At 71.4% G+C, this 19755-nt stretch carries 14 protein-coding genes, 1 tRNA gene and 1 pseudogene; 7 read left to right on the top strand and 9 right to left on the bottom strand.

Annotated features, from left to right (window positions below):
- Nucleotides 1–39: 39 nt before the first annotated feature.
- Entirely contained in the window at nucleotides 40–1242 is a 1203-nt protein-coding gene (locus HJC40_RS17970; RefSeq protein ID WP_250002257.1) for a prolipoprotein diacylglyceryl transferase family protein, read from the top strand.
- Here HJC40_RS17970 and HJC40_RS17965 read toward each other — a convergent pair.
- The 3 genes from HJC40_RS17965 to HJC40_RS17955 all read right to left on the bottom strand — a co-directional run bounded on the left by HJC40_RS17965 (nucleotide 1223) and on the right by HJC40_RS17955 (nucleotide 3742).
- Nucleotides 1223–3139 carry an ATP-binding protein gene (locus HJC40_RS17965; RefSeq protein ID WP_250002256.1) on the bottom strand — a complete coding sequence of 639 codons (1917 nt, stop codon included), beginning with the start codon at nucleotides 3137–3139 and terminating at the stop codon, nucleotides 1223–1225. The genes HJC40_RS17970 and HJC40_RS17965 overlap by 20 nt on opposite strands.
- Nucleotides 3132–3362 carry a hypothetical protein gene (locus tag HJC40_RS17960; RefSeq protein WP_250002255.1) on the bottom strand — a complete coding sequence of 77 codons (231 nt, stop codon included), beginning with the start codon at nucleotides 3360–3362 and terminating at the stop codon, nucleotides 3132–3134. The genes HJC40_RS17965 and HJC40_RS17960 overlap by 8 nt, the downstream gene beginning before the upstream one ends.
- 303 nt (nucleotides 3363–3665) lie before the next feature.
- Nucleotides 3666–3742: transfer RNA gene (locus HJC40_RS17955), tRNA-Thr, on the bottom strand.
- 172 nt (nucleotides 3743–3914) lie between these two features.
- Between HJC40_RS17955 and HJC40_RS17950 the strand changes: the two genes are divergently transcribed.
- Together HJC40_RS17950 and HJC40_RS17945 are read left to right on the top strand one after the other, a co-directional pair.
- Entirely contained in the window at nucleotides 3915–5576 is a 1662-nt protein-coding gene (locus tag HJC40_RS17950; RefSeq protein ID WP_250002498.1) for a metallophosphoesterase, read from the top strand.
- A gap of 279 nt (nucleotides 5577–5855) precedes the next feature.
- Nucleotides 5856–7442, top strand: a complete 1587-nt coding sequence (locus HJC40_RS17945) for a recombinase family protein (RefSeq protein WP_250002254.1) — start codon at nucleotides 5856–5858, stop codon at nucleotides 7440–7442.
- Here the strand turns inward: HJC40_RS17945 and HJC40_RS17940 are convergent.
- Complete coding sequence (locus tag HJC40_RS17940; protein WP_250002253.1) at nucleotides 7394–8257, bottom strand: regulatory iron-sulfur-containing complex subunit RicT; 864 nt, start codon at nucleotides 8255–8257, stop codon at nucleotides 7394–7396. The genes HJC40_RS17945 and HJC40_RS17940 overlap by 49 nt on opposite strands.
- Nucleotides 8258–8415: 158 nt before the next feature.
- Here HJC40_RS17940 and HJC40_RS17935 point away from each other — a divergent pair, with 158 nt between their 5' ends.
- Entirely contained in the window at nucleotides 8416–10248 is a 1833-nt protein-coding gene (locus HJC40_RS17935; RefSeq protein ID WP_250002252.1) for a hypothetical protein, read from the top strand.
- A 664-nt stretch (nucleotides 10249–10912) separates the two neighbouring features.
- Here HJC40_RS17935 and HJC40_RS17930 read toward each other — a convergent pair.
- The 3 genes from HJC40_RS17930 to HJC40_RS17920 are packed head-to-tail and all read right to left on the bottom strand — an operon-like array spanning nucleotide 10913 to nucleotide 12199.
- On the bottom strand, nucleotides 10913–11524 hold the full coding sequence (locus HJC40_RS17930; RefSeq protein ID WP_250002251.1) for a hypothetical protein: 612 nt from the start codon (nucleotides 11522–11524) through the stop codon (nucleotides 10913–10915).
- Complete coding sequence (locus tag HJC40_RS17925; RefSeq protein ID WP_250002250.1) at nucleotides 11524–11871, bottom strand: hypothetical protein; 348 nt, start codon at nucleotides 11869–11871, stop codon at nucleotides 11524–11526. Before HJC40_RS17925 ends, HJC40_RS17930 begins: the two co-directional genes overlap by 1 nt.
- 1 nt (nucleotide 11872) lies before the next feature.
- Nucleotides 11873–12199 (bottom strand): YbaB/EbfC family nucleoid-associated protein, encoded by a 327-nt coding sequence (locus tag HJC40_RS17920; protein WP_250002249.1) that lies wholly within the window; start codon nucleotides 12197–12199, stop codon nucleotides 11873–11875.
- Between the two features lie 164 nt (nucleotides 12200–12363).
- Here HJC40_RS17920 and HJC40_RS17915 point away from each other — a divergent pair, with 164 nt between their 5' ends.
- On the top strand, nucleotides 12364–13557 hold the full coding sequence (locus HJC40_RS17915; protein ID WP_250002248.1) for a DNA polymerase III subunit delta': 1194 nt from the start codon (nucleotides 12364–12366) through the stop codon (nucleotides 13555–13557).
- Nucleotides 13558–14135: 578 nt separating this feature from the next.
- Here HJC40_RS17915 and tmk read toward each other — a convergent pair.
- A pseudogene (gene tmk, locus HJC40_RS17910) lies at nucleotides 14136–16220 on the bottom strand (dTMP kinase); the annotation flags it as partial.
- 229 nt (nucleotides 16221–16449) lie between these two features.
- On the opposite strand from tmk, the gene HJC40_RS17905 reads away from it, so the two are divergent.
- Complete coding sequence (locus HJC40_RS17905) at nucleotides 16450–17664, top strand: amino acid deaminase/aldolase (protein WP_250002496.1); 1215 nt, start codon at nucleotides 16450–16452, stop codon at nucleotides 17662–17664.
- 22 nt (nucleotides 17665–17686) lie between these two features.
- On the opposite strand, the gene HJC40_RS17900 is transcribed toward HJC40_RS17905, so the two are convergent.
- Complete coding sequence (locus tag HJC40_RS17900; RefSeq protein WP_250002247.1) at nucleotides 17687–18316, bottom strand: TetR/AcrR family transcriptional regulator; 630 nt, start codon at nucleotides 18314–18316, stop codon at nucleotides 17687–17689.
- Between the two features lie 137 nt (nucleotides 18317–18453).
- Here HJC40_RS17900 and HJC40_RS17895 point away from each other — a divergent pair, with 137 nt between their 5' ends.
- The gene (locus HJC40_RS17895; RefSeq protein ID WP_250002246.1) at nucleotides 18454–19755 is read left to right on the top strand and encodes a D-arabinono-1,4-lactone oxidase; all 1302 of its coding nucleotides are present in this window, start codon (nucleotides 18454–18456) and stop codon (nucleotides 19753–19755) included.

Genomic DNA, 19755 nt, shown 5'->3' with positions numbered 1-19755 from the left:
GTTGACGCTGCGGTGACAGCGCGGCCGGACACTGCCGGGATGCCGGTGCTGCAGCAGGCCTGGGACCTGATTCCCCGCACCACGATCGGCCGTCACGGCCGATCGCCGTACGCGGTCGCGGCCGCTTACGGCGCGGCGGTCGCGATGGTGGCCGGCCTGGTGCTGGGGGCCGTCACCGGTGTGCCGGCGCTGACCGTGCTGGCCATGGGCGGCGCGGCGTCGGCCGGCGTCGCCGGCGCGTCCGGGCTGCGCCGGCTGCTGACCGGCCGCCACGAGCAGGTGGCGCTGGAGCAGCTGGCCGGCGGCCTCGTGCTGACGGCCGCGCTGCTGGCGCTGACCGGGCAGCCGGTCCTGGCCGGGCTCGACGTGGCCGCGGTGTGCTGTGCCCTGGCCCAGGCGGTGGGACGGCTCGGCTGCGCGGCCTCCGGATGCTGTTTCGGCCGCCCGGCGCGGGCCGGGATCGTCTATCCGGCCGGGCATGCGGCGCTCGGCGTGCCCTCGGTGGTGCTCGGCGTGCCCACGGTGCCGGTGGCTCTGATCGAGGCGGTGGGCCTGGCCGGCGTGGGCGCGGTGTCCGCGGTCTGCGCCGTGGCCGGCCGGGCGGGGGCCGGGCTGATCGCGTACCTGCTTCTGGCCGGTCCGCTGCGAGCCGTGGCCGAGGGATGGCGTGGTGATCCCCGCCCCGAGCTGCGGGGAGTGAGCCTGCCCCGGCTGATGGCCGGGGCCGAGGTCCTGCTCGGGCTCGGGCTCGCGCTGTGGCTGCCCGGCCGCCCGGCCGCGCAGCCGGCCGTGCTGGCGTGCGTCGCGATATCCGGCGGGCTGATCGCGGTGGTGACGGCGCGCCTGCTGATCGGCGACGCGCGCCCGCTGCGGCCCCGCGACATCCGGGAAGCCATCGCCGCGGTGCGGGATCTGGTTCCCGCGGCCGGCGACGAGCCGCAGGCGGCCCGTTTGAGCAGCGGCCTGGCCGTGGTCGTCAGCCGGGAGCAGATCGACGTGCACCTGTCGTACTCGTATCCGGGCGCGCCGCCCGGCGTCCTCGCCGAATGCGCGGCCCGCACCATGGGCGGACTGCTCGTCGTCGACGCCCGGATCTCGGCCGCCGGCATCCTGCACGTCCTCGCCCGGTCCGGCCCGCCCCGGCCGCGGCCGGTGGGATGGCGCCGACTGGAGCTGGACGTGGCGCTGGCCAGACCCGCGCCCGTCCGCGATCCGGGCTATTTCACGGCCGGGCGCCGTTGACGCCCGACTGCTGACCGGCCGGCCGGCGGCGCGGCGGGCCGGGGAACGACCGGCCGGCCTTGTCGTACTCCCGGCGGACGGCGAGGACGAGATGGCCCTGGGTGACCCGGCCGCCGTCGGCCGCGGCCAGGAACGCGGCCGCCACCGCGGCGTTGCGGATGACCGCGCCGGTGATCGGATACAGCCGGGCCAGCTCGCCCAGCTCGACGTCTGGCGCCAGCGGCAGCGTGGCCGGCAGATGGGCGCGCCAGATCCGTTCCCGCTCCGGGGACTCGGGCTCGTTGAACTCCACCACGAACTCGAGCCGGCGCACCACCGCGTCGTCGATGTTGGCGCGCAGGTTGGTCGCCAGGATCGCGACGCCCTCCAGCCGCTCCAGCCGGTCGAGCAGATAGGCGGTCTCCAGGTTCGCCCACCGGTCGTGGGCGTCCCCCACGCTCGTCCGCCGGGCGAACAGCGCGTCCGCCTCGTCGAAGAAGAGCACGGCCTGGGCCCGTTCGGCGGCGTCGAACACCGCGGCGATGTGCTTCTCGGTCTCCCCGAGCCACCGGCTCACGAGCGCGGACAGGTCGACGACCAGAAGCTCCAGGCCGAGCTCGGCGGCGATCAGCTCGGCGGCCAGCGTCTTGCCGGTGCCGGGCGCCCCGGCGAACAGCAGCCGTACGCCGCAGACCCCGCTGCGCCCGCCCGCGAGACCCCACTCGTTGAGCACCCGGGCCTGCCCGTGGGCACGCCCGACCGCCGCCGACAGCAGCTCGCGCTGCGGCCGCGGAAGCACGACGTCGGCCCAGCCGGCGCTCGGGTGGACCAGCCGGGCCGCGGCGGGCAGCGCGACCACGGCCCGCCGGCGCAGGCTGTGGGCGATCCCCGCCCGGTCCGGTGACCGGCCGGCGACGGCGGCGGCCGCGGCGGCATCGGCATGCGCGCGCCCGGCCAGGACCGGGCCCACCCGATGCTGCACGGCCAGCTCCCAGGCGGCGGCCTCCTGCCCGGGCAGCAGCGCCTGCCACGTCGCGTGCCGCTCGGCCAGGGCCGGTGCGGAGAGCGGGACGGTGAACAGGATCCGCGCGCCGGCGTCCACCGCCGCGGTGGCCGGGGCGACGATCACGGCCGGCCCGCGCAACCCGGCCAGCCAGCCCAGATCGACGGCGCCGGCCGGGACCGTGACCCGGGGCACCTCGCCGCGGACGGTGCACAGCAGGGCGGATACCGGCGACGCCTCCCGGACCGGGTACGGCGTGCGGCCGCTCGACCTGATCAGCGCGTCGGCGTCGGCCTCGACCTCGACCGGGTCGTCGGACGTGAGCAGGATCGTGACGTCGTCGCGATCGAGAAGGGCCTTGGCCAGCTCGAGCTCGGGGGTCCGCAGCACCGCCGGCGCCGGAGGCGCGGCGGCGGCCGGGGAATCGCCGCCGAAGCCGCGCAGCGTCTCCCACAAGCCCGCGGGCAGCGTGAAGCCGCGCTGGGCGTACGGCGCCTCGTCGGCCTGCAGCACGCCGCCGCTCATGAGGGGCCCGTCCAGCAACGCCTCGTCGAGATGGACGCGACCGGCCGCGCCGTCCAGTAAGGACCGTGCCGCCAGGCCGGCCGACAGCACGGGAAGCCGGCGCGGATGCAGCCGGGCGAACAGCGGCCCGAACACCTCGTGGGCGCTGGGCAGCGCGGCGAGCGCGAACAGATCCATCTCGAAATCGGACAGCCGGTAGCGTTCCTGCAACCGAACCCAGCGGCGGCGGGCCGCCCGGTCGTGGACCGGAAGGGCCGGCGTGCCCCGGCGCAGATCGAGAAGCGCGACCGACGGATCGTCGGCCGGATCGAGCGCGACGCCGGTCAGCGCCGCGGCCAGCCGCGCAGCGACCGACAGGCACGCCGACGAGACGTCGGCGTACTCAGACACGGCAGGCCTTCACGCCCCCAGCCGACGCCACCGTCGTCACGACCGCGTCACCGGTGGTGCGGGCCTCGGCCTGAGCGGCGGCCGGGGAGACCTGGTGGTCGCCGACCGTGCCCCGCACTTGACGGGCGATACGGGCGTCCTGCTCGGAGGTGTGATCGGTGACCTGGGTGACCGCGAACGCCGGCGCCCGGCGGCCGAGGGCGGCGAACGCGTCGTCGCGCATGCGCAGGACGCGGCCGGTCAGGCTCTGCTCGCTCGCGACGGTGAACTCCCACGGGCGGGGCGAGCTGATCGGCGCCCCGGTGCGGTCACGCAGGTCGCGGAGGACGACAACCTTAGACAGCGGCCCGCCTGGTTCGGAACCGGCGCAAGCGGCGCGTAGAGGGCCGCCGGTGCCGGTGTCAGGCCGTCGGGCGAATCTAATCGCCCCAGGACGTTACCGGGGGATTTTCGGGGGGCGGTTCACGTTTGCATCGATAAACGTAAGGCCCTGGTCAGCGTTTCCGCTGGTCAGGGCCTTACGCCATGGAGCCGCCTGACGGAATCGAACCGTCGACCTACGCATTACGAGTGCGTCGCTCTAGCCGACTGAGCTAAGGCGGCAACGAGTAATCAGTGTACGGCACGCGACCCAGGCGCCTCAGCGGGGTTCCCCCCACCGCCGCGGGAATCGGACACCTTTCTGTCGGAGGGCGGTACTACTGTGCCTGGCGTGACCGTCGATCACCCCCCACCTCCCCCCACGAACCCGGACGTTCCCCGCCGGCCCGCGAGCATGGACCCGCACGAGCTGGGTTTCACGCCGCAGCGCCCGGTCGGCTGGCTCGCCCCGCTCCTGCTGCTGAGCACCGGCTTGCGGGCGCTGCTGGCCGTCCTCTTCGGGGCATACCTCGACAAGCGCGAGCTGCAGAACGCGCTGGACGGCGACTGGTTCGACCACTCCCGCACCGAGGACGGCGAGCTCTGGCTCGACTACGTCGCCGACCTGGGCGACGGCTTCGACGCCACCTACTCGGTGGCATACCTGCTGGCCCAGCCCAGCCTCCAGGTCGGGGACACCACGCTCCCGCGGGGACGGCTGCTGCTCATGGGCGGCGACCAGGTCTACCCCCTGGCCAGCGGCGACGGTTACGAGAGCCGGATGAAGGGCCCCTACCGGGCTGCCCTGCCCGAGCCGCCGCTCGACTCGCCACAGCCCACGCTGTTCGCGCTGCCCGGCAACCACGACTGGTACGACGGCCTGACCGCCTTCCTCCGGCTGTTCGCCCGGCGTCAGGACGGCCACATCGGCGGCTGGCGCACCGACCAGCGGCGTTCCTACTTCGCGGTCAAACTCCCGGCCGACTGGTGGCTGTTCGCGGTCGACGAGCAGTTCGGGGCCTACATCGACGACCCCCAGCTCGGCTATTTCGAGCAGGCCGCCCGGCACGTCGGCCCCCAGGATCGCGTCATCCTCATGACCCCCTCGCCGAAATGGGTCAAGTCCGTCGACAAGCCGGAGGAGTACGACGCGATCGACTACTTCATCCGCAAGACGCTCGAGCCGACCGGGGCCTCGACACGGCTGCTCGTCTCCGGCGACCTGCACCACTACGCGCGCTACAGCGACCCGGAACGCGAGCTCATCACGTGCGGCGGCGGTGGCGCCTACCTGGTGGGCACCCAGCAGTTGCCCCCCGAGCTGGTCGTGCCCCAGCCCGGCACCCTGACCCGCAGCCGCAGCGTCAGCAAGCCGTACGAGTTCCGCGCGTCCTATCCCGACGCGGCGGCCTCCAAGCGCATGGCCTGGGGCGTGTTCCGCCGGGTGCCGACGCGCAACCCCGGCTTCGTCACCATGCTCGGCATCCTCCACGTGCTGACCATGCTGGCGATGGCCGGCGCGGCCTCCGGCAACGCGAACATCGTGCAGCGCCTGTTCAGCATCCCCCTCACCGTCATGATCGTGCTCATCCTCGCGGGCTCGGTGGCGTTCGCCCAGCCCCCCAAGGCCGACAGACCCAAACACGCGCGCCACTGGACAGCCGGTCTGCTGCACGCCTTCGCCCACATCGCACTCGCCGCCGGCGGCACCTGGCTGTGGCTGAGACTGCCCTTCCACGATTGGGACTGGCCCAGCCCGCTGGTCGTGGCCGCCGTCGTCTACGGCCCCGTCATCGGAGTCCTGGCCACCCAGCTGACGGCGCTCTATCTGCTGATCGCCTCCACGGTCGGTGTCAACATCAACGAGCTCTACGCGGGCCAGGGCATCGAGGACGCCAAGAGCTTCCTGCGCCTGCACATAGCCGCCGACGGCTCCCTCACGATCCACCCCATCGGCATAGACAAGATCTGCCACAACTGGTCCCCCGACCCAGCCGGCCCCACCGACGCCTCCTGGCTACGCCCCCGCGACCCCCTGATCCCGCACCGCATCGAGGCCCCCATCACGATCCGCTGACCTCGATCTCCGGCGGGCGGCGGGCGGCGGGCGGCCCGGTTGTGACGTGGACGGGCGTCAGTTGAATTGCTCATCGTGGGCCTGGGCGGGGCGCAGACGCGGGCTTGGCTGCCGAGCAGTGAGAACAGGCGGCGTATATGCGGACATGTCCTCGGAATGCTGTGAGTCACCACCCGGCCGCCGCCTTCGGAAGTCGTCGCACGACTGTCGGTTGTAAAGGTTGGAACATTGGCACATTGAGCGCGCCCGTAGCCGCACCACTTCTTCTACTCTAGTCGCATGACAGGACTGTCGCGCGTCAAGAGTGCGGCCAGGCGCCGCGCCATTGAGGCCGCCACCCCAAGAGCATCAGCGTTGCGAGCCGTGCTGTACCTGCGCATGAGCATGGACCGGACCGGAGCAAGTGCCGGCCTGGAGCGTCAGGAACAGGCCTGCAGAGGGCTCGCGTTGGCCCGCGGCTGGGAGGTAGTCGAAGTCGTCGACGACACAATTTCAGCCACTAGCAGCCGCCTTACGGACCGCCCTGGCTGGCAGCGCGTGGTTCGGATGGTCGAGACCGACCAGGCTGACCTTATCGTCGCCTGGCATTTGGATCGGGTGACCCGATCGATCAAGGATCTGGAGTTTCTGATCGATCTGGCGCTGGAACGGGGCATCGGTCTCGCCACCGCTACTGGTGATATCGACCTGACCACCGACGTAGGCCGTATGGTTGCCCGAATTCTGGCAGCTGTCGCATCTGCGGAGGTCGAGCGAAAGGCCGAGCGGCAGATCTTGGCGAACGATCTGCGAGTAGCGAACGGTACACCCCAGTGGATTCGCCGCCCGTTCGGCTACGAAATGGACGGCACACTGCGGGAAGCAGAGGCGGCGGCCGTGCTGAGGGCGTACCACGACGTGCTCGCCGGCAAGGCGCTGACAACGGTAGCCCGGGAGTGGAACGAGGCTGGCTTCAGAACGTCCGCGCCGGAGGCAGCAACCGTCAGACCACGGGCGCCACGTAAAAACAACTATGCCCCCTCGGGTCGATGGAACAACGTCGCAGTCCGGTTTGTCCTCCGGGCTCCCCGCAATATCGCGAAGGCAACCCTGTATGGGGAAATCATGGGAGACGGAGACTGGACGCCCATTGTGGACGAGCCCACCTGGCGTGCGGTGAGTCGTTTTCTAGCCGACCGCGAACGGCCGGACAGTACGGTCGGCAAGCTGGCCAACCTGCTGTCCCGGATCGCCACCTGCACGGTATGCGGCGGGAAGATGGGGGCCAGCAAGCGCGGCAATGCACCGATCTACGTGTGCCAAGGCCCGGAAGACGAAAGCACCGGTCGTGGGCATTGCCAGCTTCCGCTCGGCTTTGCTGACGAAGTGGTGGTTTCCCGACTGATTCAGCAGATGGAACCCACAGGTCGGGCAACGTTTCGACCGCAGCCCTCACCGGTCGACACGGACCTGCTCGAGGGGCGGGTGGCGGAGATCGAAATGCTGATGGCCGAACTGGTGGAAGATCGGACCGCAGGCCTGATCGACCGGGCCGCTCTACTCGCAGGCACGGCAACACTTCGCCAAGAACTAGCCGATATTCGGGACTCCCTTACCGAAGCCGGGGGGCATGTCGCCGACAGAATGATCAACGTCAAGGCGGAACTTGAGGAGTTCAATCGACTGAGCCTGGGAGAACAACGTGCCGTTCTCCGTGAAGCATTCGCCTTCATCCGGGTGGTCCCGCGCGGCAAAGGGAGGCCTCGGGCGGGGGAGCCGATCTGGCGGCCGGAACTCATCAAAACCGAATTCACGCCTGCCTGGTCGAGAAAACCCACCTACGCGGGACCAGCGCCGTCGCCTACTTCCGATCCTCGACCTTCGTAAGCCTGTCTCGGACCACATACCGAAGCACGCGAGCAAGAGCAACGGGATCCGTCCGAATCCATGCGAACGACGACTGAGTCTTTAGGAACGCTGTGGGCCACCACCCGCCCGTCGCCCTGAGGTGTTGTCACACGACTGCCAACAGATGGCGCGGACTCCGCAAAACGGGCGTAAAGAGGATGTTCGTATTTGAGACAGCACATCAGGCGGCCGCACGCGCCGGAGATGCGCAGGGGGTTCAGGGGCAGGTCCTGGTCTTTGGCCATGCGGATGGTGACCGGCTCGAAGTCGGTCAGGAACGTGGCGCAGCACAGGTCGCGGCCGCAGGAGCCGATGCCGCCCTGGACGCGGGCGGAGTCGCGCGCCGAGAGCTGACGCAGCTCGACCCGGCAGTGCAGGGTGGCCCCGAGATCGCGTACGAGGGATCGGAAATCGACCCGGTGCGGGGCGGTGAAGTAGATCGTGGTGCGGGCGCTGCCGGTGCCGGTCTGGTCGAGTACGTGGTCGACGGCGACGACCTTCATGGGCAGCTCGTGGGTCTTGATCAGCTTTTTCGCGGCGACCTTGGCCTCGGCCTTGCGTTTGCGCAGCAACTCGTCGCGCCGCAGATCGTCGTCGCCGGCCAGTCCGGCGACCTTGGGGAAGCCGGAAGTCTCCTCGCTCACCCACTGCGCCGCCCAGACGCACTCCGCCACCTCGGGGCCGTCGTCCGTGGGCACCAGCACACGGTCGCCGACCTGGGGCGAGAACTCGCCCGGGTCGAGGTAGTAGAGGCGGCCGTACCGGTTGAAGCTGACCGCGCACAGCATGCCCATGCCCACCACCCTACGACGCCGGATAGCCCGCACCAAATGCCTGTTTTGGGTTACCCGCCGGGGTTGTCGCATAGATGTTCCGCAACCACCCAGATCGACTTTCGTTGGCAGACCCGTAGACGCCGCCCCGGGTGGCAATCCATCGGAAGGGAACTGCCATGACGCCCGCCAGGTCGCTGGCCGCAAGTGTCGTCGCGCTGGGTTTCGCCGGCGCACTCACCGCACCGCAACCAGCCCTCGCGGCACCGGCATCCTGTGAGCAGGCCGAGAACTTCGCCGCGCAGTCCGGCGCCGAGCTGCTGCGGATCGACAAGCTCGAACTGCGCGCGCCGGCCGTCGACCGGCCGCGGGTAAAGCCCGACCGGACCGAGAGAGGCACCGTCGGGGACGCGACCCGCCGGGTGCTGAGCAGCGACGACGGCGTCATCCCGGACCCGGCGGACAGCGACACCATCAGCGAGGGCCTCGGCATGACCGCGACCGGGGCGCTCGGCTACCTGGGGCTCTTCCCGCAGCCGGAGCCTCCGCCGGCGCCGAAAGCCGGCGGGCGCGCGACTCCGGCGGGCCGGGGTGGCCTGCTCGACCGGACTGCCGAGCGGGGCGGTGCGGCGGCGGACGACCCATCCGACGGCCCGGCCGGGGCCACGAGTTCGGCGGGAGCGGGCGGCGGGGAGCCGGTCGACGGCGAGCAGTCGCCGGCTCCCGACACGGAGCCGGACCGGACGGGCGAGGGCGACGACTCGGCGGGGCAGACCGGACGGCGGACAGCTCCCGGCGGCCAGGCGACCGACGATGACACCGACTCGGCGGTCGAGCCGGATTCGGGTACCGGGAAAGAGCGGACGTCGACCGCGTCGCTGGGCGAGGTCCGGCTGGGCGAGGCCCGTACGGCAATGGTCGCCGAGGCCGGCATCGCGAGCGCCGCCTATGCCCGGATGCTCGACGGCTACCCGGGGGACAAGGGTTCCGGGGCGTACGCGGCGATGGTGAAGCCGCTGCTCCAGGAGGCGCCGCCCACCCAGGCCAAGGCGTCCCGGCGATCGACCCCGGCAGGGGAGGCGGGTCCGCTGCGCCTGGGCCGCGGTGAGTTGAGCACGCGCGCCCGGTGGGAGCCCGGCATGGCGTGCGGCCAGGTCGTGGGCGAGACCGGCCGGGCCGACACCTCGGTGACCAGCATGAGCCTGCTGAAGAGCGAACGGGGCGCGCTGGTCCGCGTTCCCGGCTCGATGACCAGCCGGGGGACGACCGCGCTGGAGCAGGACGGCGATGTGCCACGGACGGTCGCGCGGTCGACCGTCACCGCTGGTCGCATCGAGCTGGCCGGCGGCCGGGTGCACCTGCGCGTACTGCAGGCGCCGGTCCTGGAGGCAACCATGTCCACCGGGTCGGGCGGCAAGGTCAGCTACCGCCCCGCGATCGTCGAAGTCTCGGGTGACGACATCGCGACCAAGCGCCTCACCGTGGCCGGCGACCACGTCGACGTCGCGTTGACCCCGCAGTACCGCGAGATGGAGTCGGCCACGCTGCGCAGCCTCACCGAGCTGGGCGGCCTGCGGAAGGCCGAGCCGCTGCCCGTGCCCGCGGTGCCCGGTCTGCCTCCGGTGGCCGCTCCGCCGGTCGAGTCGGCTCCCGCCGCCGACAATGGGCTCAAGCTCCGGGTCGCCCTGGGCGACGTCCGTCACGCCATCCGGGACCAGGCCATCGCGGCCCGGGTCTCGGCGATCAAGGTCTCGCTGATCGAATCGACCAGCTCCCAGGGGCGGGGCAAGAACGGCTACGAAACCAGGACCGGTGTCTCGCTGTCCATGTCCTTGGGGGTGCTGGAGGCCGCCGCGGTCTCTCCGGGAGCGCGCGAGATCACCCCGTCGGGCGCGGGTGGCGGGCTGCCGGTGACCGGCGCCAACGTGACCCGGGTGGCTCTCGCCGGCGGCGTGCTTTTGCTGGTGGGAACCGCGGCCATCCTCCTGACGCGGCTCCGCCGCCGCTCCTAGTCCTGATACGAGTTCATAGTTCACCGGGCGGTCTTCCAAGGAGGACCGCCCGGCCCCTTCGGCGCTTGGGTCACTGATACCGGAACCGGTCACCCGGATGGAGACATGTCGATCTCCTGACGGATGAATCGGATCGGACGGTCGTTCCTTCCTGCTCCACCGAGCGGTCCGAAGCCGGCGCAACTCGGAGACAAGCATCGATTCGTAGCGTTGAGTGATCCCTACACCTGCGGGGGGTGCAGGAGGTCGCGGCGTCGCACTCGGGAGCTTTCGGTCCGGTTGTGGCGCCGCGCCCATGCCTCCCACTCCGGCCCGGCGGCCGTTTCAACGGTTCGAGCGGCGCTCACACATCAGGGCGTCCCCGGCGCGAGGTGACTTCCGCTGCGGTGAGTCTCGGTGGTCTGCCGCATGCGCGAGACAACGCCGCGTGCAGATCGACCAGGTCGTCGGCATCACCAGCGCCAGCGCGTCGGCCCTGGCCAGCCCGGCGTCGCGGAAGGTCAGCTGTGGTGGAGACGTGGCCGTGCCACTGGGCCCGCTGGGCGAGCGGCGCGAGTGCCGGTCCGCGCCTGATGCTGCCTGGCGTGGTTCCGTCGAACGGCCCGCGCCGTCACTGCCCGGTCGCACGGCGGTGAACTGCCGGCCGGCGGCACTCACGCACCTTTCAGAGCGGGACAGGGATGGCGAGCTCCTGGGAGCCGCGGAGGAGATCCTCGGCTTCGGCGTAGCCGGTGGCCACGACGCCGAGGATGTGGGCCGCGAGGTCGGCCGCCGCCCTTGCCTCGGCAACCGACGGCAGGTGACTCGCGGGCGCGGCGAGAGTGATCGCTTCGGCCGAGGTCAGAGCCTCAGCCAGCGCCGAGGCAAGTTCGTCCCGAGTACGGGTCATCCAGTCCCCCAGGGCTGCGGCCAGATCGGCGGTCGCCTCGAAGCGCTCGTCCAGACTCTCCCCGGTGCCCGACAAGTGGCCGCCGACCCGGCGGCGCTGATCGTCGTAGGCGTCGGCGGCATCGCCCTCCCAGTCGCCCGGCGCGGGGAGAGAAGCCGCGACCTCGGCGCAGACGCGGGCACCGGCCCGAAGCTCGACGTCCGCCCCTGCCAGCGCCGTGGGTCGCAGACCGGCGACGGCTTGAGCAGCGTCGGCGGGCATCAGACCCACCTGCCGGAGGTGACCCCACAGCGGGTGATCGACCGGCGCCCCGGCCGCGCCGATGATCGCCTCCGCTCGTCGCAGGAGGGGTGTTGCAGTGTCGAGCACGTGGTCGAGCCGATCCATCACAACTCCTGCTTGAAGCGGCGCTCGGCCGTCTCGTCGGTTGCGGCATAGTGCTGCCGGGTCACCCGCACCGACCGCGCGATCTCCCCCAGGCGGACGGCGGTGACGGACGCCTCACGGGCTCGCGCCTCGAGCACCGCGTCCCAGTGATCGTGCAGGGCACGGCCGACAAGATCCGGCAGCGCGGAACCCGCAGGGACGGCGCCGGGCCCGGGCCGGGCGGCGGCCGGGATCAGAGCAGGGCGGGCGGCGAACGCGCCGGGGACCACGGCCAGCGTCGGAACGTCCCGCGACAGGGCGGTCAAGGCGTCGGAGGCCTGGTCGAGACGGTCGGCCACATCGTCCATGTCAGGCCTCGCCCAGGGAACGCAGCTCGCCGAAGATCTCGTCGTGCAGTTTCTCGCGGGCCCAGCGGGCCGCATCGGTCGCGTTGGTGACTGTGGCCTGCAGCTCGCGGGAGAACTCGACCGGCTGGCGATGGTGCAAGCCGCCATGGATCTGGATGTCCGTTATGCGGCCGGAGGCGGTCACGGTGACCTCGATGGAGTCGTCGGGAGAGTGGACGGAAACGTGATGGGACTCGACGGCGCGGTCGTAGTCGCCTCGGAGCTGCTCGACACGTCGATGTCTTTCGATCGCCTCGCTGATCCACGCCTCGTCGATCTCCCGCGCCATACCGAGGCTCCTCACCGTGGGTCAGTGCGCCGTCGCGTACCGGGACCAGACCGTACCCGGAAGAGTGACGCCTTCGCTACGGCAGGTTTTCCACTGTGGATAACGGGGGGCCGGTATCCACAGGGGCGGGCTTTCTGTCGGGGGCGCGCAATACCATCGGTGCCGTGAGTGACGTCTTCGCTGATCTGGTGGGTCAGGACGAGCCGGTCGCCACGCTGCGGCAGGCAGCCGCGGCGGCGAGCCGGGTGGTGGCCGGCGAGCAGGTGGCCGCCGGCGCGATGACCCATGCCTGGATCTTCACGGGCCCACCCGGCAGCGGCCGGTCGGTGGCTGCGCGCGCCTTCGCGGCCGCGCTCGAGTGCCGGCGTGACGGGGTGGGCTGCGGCGAGTGCCACGGCTGCCACACCACGCTGGGGAAAACCCATGCCGACGTCCGTTTCGTCGTGCCCGAGGGCTTGTCGATCGGCGTCAACGACATGAGGGCGCTGGTGCTGCGCGCGGCGAGCGCGCCGTCGGGCGGGCGGTGGCAGGTCGTCGTGATCGAGGATGCCGACCGCCTCACCGAGCAGGCCGGCAACGCCCTGCTCAAGGCGATCGAGGAGCCACCGCCGCGCACGGTGTTCCTGCTGTGCACGCCGTCGACCCATCCCGACGACATCTCGGTGACCATCCGGTCCCGCTGTCGGGTGGTGGCGCTGCGGCAGCCGCCGGCCGACGCGGTGGCCGAGGTTCTGGTGCGCCGCGACGGCATCGCTCCTGACGTGGCTGTCTGGGCCGCGGCGGCTGCTCAGGGGCATGTCGGGCGGGCCAAGCGGCTGGCCAACGACTCCGAGGCCCGCGGCCGGCGCGAGGCTGTGCTGTCGGTTCCGCGCCGGCTGACCGGGGTGGGCGCCTGTTTCGAGGCGGCGAGCGCGCTGATCAAGGCGGCCGAGGCCGAGGCGGCGGGCCAGCTCGTCGAGACCGACGCGACCGAGCGCGCCTCGCTGGAGCAGGCCCTCGGCGCCGGCGGCACGGGTCGCGGCGCCGCCGGGGCGATGCGTGGCTCGGCCGGTCAGCTCAAGGAGCTCGAGCGGCGTCAGAAATCCCGGGCGACCCGGTCGAAACGCGATGCGCTCGACCGTGCGCTGGTCGACCTGGCGGGTTTCTACCGCGATGTCCTGATCACCAACTTGCGGGCTCCCGTCGGCGTCGTGCACACCGACGTGGCGGCGCAGTCGGAGGCCGCGGCCGGCAAGTGGTCGCCCGAGAGCGCCCTGCGCCGGCTGGAAGCGGTGCTGTCCTGCCGCCAGGCCATCGACGAGAACGTCAAACCCGAGATCGCCGTCGAAGCAATGATGCTGAATCTCTGGCGCGGCTGATCCCGGCCCGCCGCGCCGGCCGGGCGGCGCTCAACCGCCGCCTCGATCGGCCGAGCTCAACTCGCCGGGCCGATCAACAACGCTCGACCTGCCACGTCGGTCAACCACATCCAACCCGCCAGGCCGTGCCGATCAACAGCGCTTGACCCGCCGTGCCGGTCAACGACGTTCGGCCCGCCGCACGGACTGGGTAGCGGTCAGCGGCGGCTGTAGTGGCTGGGACCGTCCGGTGTTTCGTCGTCGTTGATGCCGAGCAGCTCAGCCATGTCTTCGAGCGGCGGCTGCTCGTCGTGCTCGTTCGCAGACCGGCTCCGCTCGCCGTCGGCCTCGGCCCGACCGTCGCGCCCCAGGGACGAACGACCGCTCTCGACGTCGGCCTCGGCCCGACCGTCGCGCCCGAGCGACGAACGACTGCTCTCAACGTCGACCTCGGCCCGACCGTCGCGCCCGAGCGACGAACGACCGCTCTCGACGTCCGCCTCCGGCCGACCGCCCGGGTCGCCGCCCGCCATCTCGCCGACCGGCTTTCCGGCTGGCTCGGACTGGACCGATCCGGCCGTGCCGTCGGCCCGCTGGGCGGAAGCACCCGAGTGGGCCGCGGTAGCCCCGTCGCCGACGGGTGTGGGGTCGGCCAGCAGGTCGGGGGCTTGCAGGTCGGGGCCCGGTGGGACGGCTGTCGACGCGGGGGCCGGATGGGCCGGGTCGGTTGCGCCGAGCAGGCCGGTGAGGCGGCCGTTGACCGCGGCGGTGATCTCGTCGATGGGGCGGGCCGCGTCGAGCACCAGGTAGCGCTTCGGGTCGGCCGCGGCCAGGTCGAGGAACGCGTACCGGACCCGCTCGTGGAAGGAACGGGACTCGCTCTCCAGACGGTCGGTGCCTTCGCCGCGGGAGTCGACACGGTTGAGGCCGACACCGGGGTCCACGTCGAGCAGGACGACCAGGTCGGGCTTGAGGCCGCCGGTCGCCCAGGAGGACAGCCAGGAGATCTCGGCGACCGGCAGGGTGCGGCCGGCCCCCTGGTAGGCCAGGGACGAGTCGACGTACCTGTCGCTGATCACCACGGCGCCGCGGGCGAGGGCGGGGCGGACGACGGTGGCGACGTGGTGGGCGCGGTCGGCCGCGTACAGGAGGGCCTCGGCCCGGGCTGACGGGGTCTCGCTCTTGTCGAGCACCAGGTGGCGGATGCGGGCGCCCACGTCGGTCGCACCGGGCTCGCGGGTCACCACCACGTCGCGGCCCTGGGCGCGCAGGGCGTCGGCCAGGCGGGTGACCTGGGTCGACTTGCCGGCGCCCTCGCCACCCTCGAAGACCACGAAGACGCCGCTGCGGACGAACTGCTCGGCGGGGGACAGCGGACGGCCGCGGATGGAGCCCCACAGGTCGGCCAGCACCGGTACGCCGCGCTTGTCGTCCATCTGGCGGAACGAGCTGATCCCGACGAAGACGCCGAGCGCGCCCGCCACCAGCAGCAGGACGCGGGTGAAGGAGAGGTCGAAGCTGAGCGCGCCCAGGTCGACGCGGCGGGAGCTGCCCAGGCCGACGAGGAAGCCGGAGAGCGTGATGGCGAGCAGCAGCACCATCCGCACGCCGATCTGGACGACGGCGAAGACCCGGCCGCGTACGGCGTCGTCGACCTCGCCGTAGAGCAGGGTCGTGCCGGCCAGGAAGGCCATGCCCGCTCCCGCGCCGACCAGCAGCGCGCCGACCAGCGCCATGGAGAGGTGGAACGCGAGACCCAGGAACATCACCGAGCCGCTGGCCAGGACGATGCTCATGCCGAACCAGCGCCGCCGGGACAGCTCACGGATGATCATCGGGCCGAGGCCGATGCCGAGCGCCAGGCCCATGAAGATGGTGCCGAAGAGCAGGTAGAACGCGGCTTCACCGGCGCCCAGCGACGTGGCGAACGTCTTGGCCGCGCCGATGACCACGCCGCCGGCTGCGAACGCGCCGAAGATGCCGAGCACGAGACCGCGGACCAGCGGGGTGGTGCCGATGTACTTCCAGCCGTCGAGGAACTGCCGGGTCATGCTCTGCTGCTGGGCGTCCTGCTGCCGCTGCTGGCTCTTGCCGCCGATCTCCTTGATGCCGAAGAAGACGGTGATCGCGGTGACGAGCCGGGAGATCGCGTTGAGGTAGAGCGCGATCTGCACCGGTTGAGCCCAGTCGGGCAGCGACGCGCCGGACTGCTGGATGCCCGCGGTGAGGGCGGAGAGGGCCAGCGCGGCCAGGATCGGCGTGATGCCGTACGTGGTGACGAGCGTCAGCTGGTTGGAGACCTCGATCCGCGATTTCGGGATGAGGTTGGGCACCGCGGCTTCCTTGGCCGGGATCCAGATCAGCGTGATCGTCTCGCCGATGAACGTGGCGATGGTCGCCCAGGCCACGGTGACCCCGGGCGACCCGCCGAACAGCGGGACGAGCGGGATGGAGCCGTAGAAGACGAACCGGAGGAGGTCGGTGATGACCATCGTGTAGCGGCGGTCGAACCGGTCGGCGAAGACACCGGCGATCGGGCCGAGCAGCAGGGCCGGCAGCAGGCGGACGGCGATGGTGCCGCCGAACGCCGCGCCCTGGCCGGCGCTGCTCTGGAACTGGGCCGCGGCGAAGATGCCGGTGGCGAGCAGGCCGATCCAGTCGCCGAAGGAGGCGAGGCCGAGCACGAGCCAGAGACGGCGGAACGGCCGGATGCGCAGCACCGAGCGCAGCGCCGCCGCGCCGGACAGGTCCACCGGTCCGGAGTCCCGCTTTTCGCTGTCGATGGCCGTACCTCCCGTGATTGTGCAGGTGCACTCTATCGGGCGGTCTCCCGTGGCCAGGGGACCCTCGTTCGGGTATCGAAGAAGTGAACCGGTTTCGCATTGCCGGTAACGGCGATACCGTGCTGACGTGATCGCCGACCGCACAGCCGACCGCACTGCCCTGAAGGAGCGGCTCGACCGGGCCACCGGACACCTCGAGACGCCCGTCGCCGCCGTCGACCTGGCGGCCTTCGACGACAACGCCGATCAGTTGGCCGCGCGGTCGCAGGGCAAGCCGCTGCGGGTCGCCAGCAAGTCGGTGCGCTGCCGCACGCTGCTGGAACGTGTGCTGGCCAAGCCCGGCTGGCGCGGCGTCATGGCGTACACGGTGCCCGAGGCGATCTGGCTGGTGCGCTCCGGCGTCAGCGATGACGTCCTGGTGGCGTACCCGTCGGCCGATCGCACCGGCCTGCGCGAGCTGACCGCCGATGCCGGGCTGGCCGCGGCGATCACGATCATGGTGGATCACCCGTCGCACCTCGATCTGGTCGATCAGGTGACCCCTCCGGGTGACCGTCCGGCGGTGCGTCTCTGTCTGGATCTCGACTCGTCGTGGCGTCCCGCCGGTCCGCTGCATCTGGGCGTACGCCGCTCCCCCGTGCACTCGGCCGGCCAGGCCGCCTCGCTGGCTCGCCGGCTGGTCGCGCGGCCCGGCTTCACGCTGGTCGGGATGATGTCGTACGAGGCCCAGATCGCCGGACTGGGTGACCTGCCGCCCGGCCGGGCGCTGCGCGGCCGCGCGATCCGCCTCATGCAGTCGCGTTCGTTCCCGGAGATCCTGCGCCGGCGCGCCGAAGCCGTGGCCGCCGTCCGCGAGGTGGCCGACCTCGAGTTCGTCAACGCCGGGGGCACCGGGAGCGTGGCCGTGAGCGGCGCGGACCCGGTGGTCACCGAGGTCACCGCCGGTTCCGGCCTGTACGGCCCGACGTTGTTCGACGCCTACTCGGCGTGGCGCCCGACCCCGGCCGCGTTCTTCGCGCTCAGTGTCGTACGCCGCCCGGCGCCGCGGATCGCCACCGTGCTCGGCGGCGGCTGGATCGCCTCGGGACCGGCCGAGACGTCCCGGCAACCGACGCCCTACCTGCCCGCGGGCCTGAGGTTCAAGCCGGACGAGGGCCCCGGCGAGGTGCAGACGCCGCTGGTCGGCGCGGTGGCCGACACGCTGCGCCCGGGCGACCGGGTCTGGTTCCGTCACGCCAAGGCCGGCGAGCTGTGCGAGCACGTCAACCAGGTGCACCTGATCGACGGCGAGTCAGCGACGCCGGCCCCGACGTACCGGGGGGAAGGACATGCTTTCCTCGGTTGACCGCTCCGACTGTCCGAAGGGGTCAGGCAGTCACGTGGCGGTGCAGGTATTCCCGGATCAGCGCCTTGGCCTCGGTCAGCACGGCCTCGTCACCGCGCTGGTCGCGCCGGAACGCCAGCTTGATCAGCGCGTCCGCCGCCTCGACCGAGATCTCCAGCGAGAAGCGCAGCTGGGCCCGGTCGATCAGTTGGAACTGGTCGACCAGCAGCTCGGCCAGGCGCTCGGCGATGACCGCGTTGTTGTCGCGTTCGACGTCGAGCAGGTGCACGTCGACCACGTCGCCGAAGTGCAGCGTGCGGAAGCCGGCCACCGTACGGTGCATCTGGATGAAGATGTCGATCGCCGCGTCGACGCCGTCCCACCAGTGGGTGAACGTCTCCCGGCCGAACCGGTCGGACAGCCCCTGCAGGTAAGCGTCCATGTTGCGCATCGCGAGCGCCTGGACGATCGCCCGCTTGTCGGGGAAGAACTGGTAGACCGAGCCGATGGCGACCTCGGCTCGCTCGGCGAGAAGCGTAGTGGTCAGCCCCTCATAGCCGACCTCGTCGACGAGCTCGGCGCAGGCGTCGAGCATGCGCTGGACCCGGGCAACGCTTCTGCCCTGCACCGGGACTCGCCGCAGCGGCCCGGTGGTGACGGTTGGTGTCGACACGCGTCGCCACTCCCTCTCAGCAGTGATAATCGGAACGTTACTCGGATCAACGAGCGAGACGCATCGACGGGACGCGCGGGATGCTGCGCATTACCGGTTTTGTGCGACTGTCCGCTCGTACGGAGGACAAGGCTCAGATGACGATCCCCCGGAACGCTCGTCGCTGGATCAACTGGGGCGGCAACCAGCAGTCACTGGCCGCCGACGTTCTGACCCCTGGCACTGTCGACGAGGTCGTGGCCCACGTCAAGGAGGCGTCGGGAACCGGACGCCGCGTCAAGGCCCTGGGCAGCGGCCACTCGTTCACGGCGATCGCCGTCGCCGACGACCAGCGCCTGCTGCTCGACCGGATGACCGACCTGGTGGCCGTCGACGGTTCCCTGGTCACGGTGCAGGCGGGGATGCCACTGTGGAAGCTCAACGAGACGCTCGCCCGGTATGGCTTGGCGATGCCCAACCTGGGTGACATCGACGCGCAGACGGTCGCCGGCGCGGTCTCCACCGGCACGCACGGCACCGGCATCACGCACACCACGCTGGCCGCCTGCGTCGAGGGCGTCACCATCGTCACGGGCAGTGGCGAGGTGCTGTCCGCGGTCAAGGGCGACGATCTCTTCCCGGCCGTTCAGCTGGGGCTCGGCGCGCTCGGCATCCTGGTCGAGGTGACGCTGCGCTGTGTTCCGGCGTTCACGCTGCTGGCCGACGAACGGCCGATGGCACTGGCCGACGTCCTGGCCGGACTCGACGAGTGGATCCCCGGCAACGAGCACGTCGAGTTCTACTGGTACCCGTACACCGATCGGGCGCAGCTCAAGCGCAACAACAAGGTCGCCGACAACGACCGTCCGCTGTCACCGTTCCGCGGCTGGCTGGATGACGACTTCCTCTCCAACACCGTCTGGGAGCGCGTCTGCCGTTTCGGCCGCGCCGTGCCGGCCGTCGTGCCGACCATCCAGTCGGTCGCCGCGCGGGCGCTCACGGCGCGCACGTACACCGAGCGCTCGGACCGGGTCTTCTGCACGCCGCGGCGGGTCCGGTTCACCGAGATGGAGTACGAGATCCCGCGCGAGGCTCTGCCCGAGGCGCTCGGCGCGCTACCGAAGATCATCGACGGGCTGCCGTTCAAGGTGCAGTTCCCGGTCGAGGTGCGGTTCACCGGCCCGGACGACGTCTGGCTGAGCCACGGGTACGGGCGTGAGTCGGCGTATGTCGCCGTGCACCAGTTCGCCGGGGCGCGCTACGAGCCCTATTTTCGGGCCTTCGAGGCGGTCTGCCGGCCCCTGGGCGGGCGGCCGCATTGGGGTAAATTGCACTACCGTACGGCGGACGACCTGCGCCCGGTCTACCCGAAGTTCGACGACTTCGTGGCCGTGCGCGACCGCCTCGACCCGGCCCGGGTCTTCACCAATGCCTACCTGGACCGGGTTCTCGGCGTCTGA

Origin of the sequence: Actinoplanes sp. M2I2, from assembly GCF_023544445.1 — a bacterium.
Classification (GTDB): Bacteria; Actinomycetota; Actinomycetes; order Mycobacteriales; family Micromonosporaceae; genus Actinoplanes.
This window is presented reverse-complemented; position numbering and strand designations above follow the sequence as displayed.